The organism is Endozoicomonas sp. SESOKO3, assembly GCF_024606255.1.
The window spans coordinates 1-1,173 of the sequence record NZ_JAHHPR010000080.1 but is presented as its reverse complement, the minus strand read 5'-3'; the positions used below and the strand labels follow the sequence as shown (position 1 = coordinate 1,173).

Below are 1,173 nucleotides of genomic sequence, written 5' to 3'. Positions count from 1 at the left end.
TTATGTATAGCAGCTACTTCTTTCATTTCTTACCCTCTTAGCGCTTCTTGGCCTTCTTATCTGCAGCGTGACCGCGGTAGGTGCGGGTAGCAGCAAATTCACCCAGCTTGAGGCCTACCATGTCTTCGCTGACGAAAACAGGCACATGCTGGCGACCGTTATGAACGGCGATGGTCAGACCTACCATGTTTGGCAGGATCATTGAGCGGCGTGACCAGGTCTTGATCGGACGCTTGTTGCCGCTTTCAACCGCATCTTCGACTTTCTTCAGCAGGTGAAGGTCGATAAATGGGCCTTTTTTCAAAGAACGTGGCACTGTCGTATCCTCTCTCTAGGCTTACTTCGCGCTGCGACGACGTACGATCATTTTATCCGTACGCTTGTTGGAACGAGTCTTACGACCCTTGGTCGGAACACCCCATGGTGTCACTGGGTGACGACCACCGGAAGTACGACCTTCACCACCACCGTGTGGGTGATCAACCGGGTTCATGGCAACACCACGAACGGTTGGACGCACGCCTCTCCAACGCTTGGCACCCGCCTTACCCAGAGAGCGCAGATTGTGCTCACTGTTAGAGGCTTCGCCCAGAGTTGCACGACAGTCAGCCAATACTTTACGCATTTCACCGGAACGCAGACGCAGGGTTACGTAAGCACCATCACGCGCTACGACCTGAGCGGAAGTACCGGCACTGCGCATCATCTGCGCACCTTTACCTGGTTTGAGCTCAACACAGTGAACTACAGAGCCCTGCGGAATATTACGCAGAGGCAGCGTGTTGCCTGGTTTGATAGGAGCATCAACACCAGAGTACAGCTCGTCACCGGCTTTCACACCTTTAGGTGCAATAATGTAACGACGCTCACCGTCCATGTACTTCAGCAGGGCGATGTGAGCGGTACGATTCGGATCGTATTCCAGACGCTCAACGATAGCCGGAATGCCATCTTTGTTGCGACGAAAGTCTACGATACGGTAGTGCTGCTTGTGACCACCACCGCGATGACGGGTAGTGATGCGACCAGCGTTGTTACGACCACCAGACTTGCTTTTCTTTTCCACCAGAGGCGCGTGAGGGCGACCCTTGTGGAGGTCAGGGTTTACCACCTTGACGACAAAGCGACGACCCGGAGAAGTCGGCTTGCACTTAATTACGGCCATCCTGTAAC

General features: G+C 54.0%; 2 protein-coding genes. Both read right to left on the bottom strand.

The features are described 5' to 3' along the window. Positions 1-37: 37 nt before the first annotated feature. A complete protein-coding gene (rpsS, locus tag KDK18_RS01315) occupies positions 38-316 on the bottom strand; it encodes a 30S ribosomal protein S19 (RefSeq protein WP_252177327.1) in 279 nt (92 codons plus the stop codon). Positions 317-337: 21 nt separating this feature from the next. Further along, positions 338-1,165 (bottom strand): 50S ribosomal protein L2, encoded by an 828-nt coding sequence (rplB, locus tag KDK18_RS01310; protein ID WP_252177328.1) that lies wholly within the window; start codon positions 1,163-1,165, stop codon positions 338-340. Between the last annotated feature and the right edge of the window lie 8 nt (positions 1,166-1,173).

Excerpts from the sequence above, each read along its gene's own strand:
- rplB (WP_252177328.1), bottom strand. The coding sequence starts at position 1,165 with ATGGCCGTAATTAAGTGCAAGCCGACTTCTCCGGGTCGTCGCTTTGTC.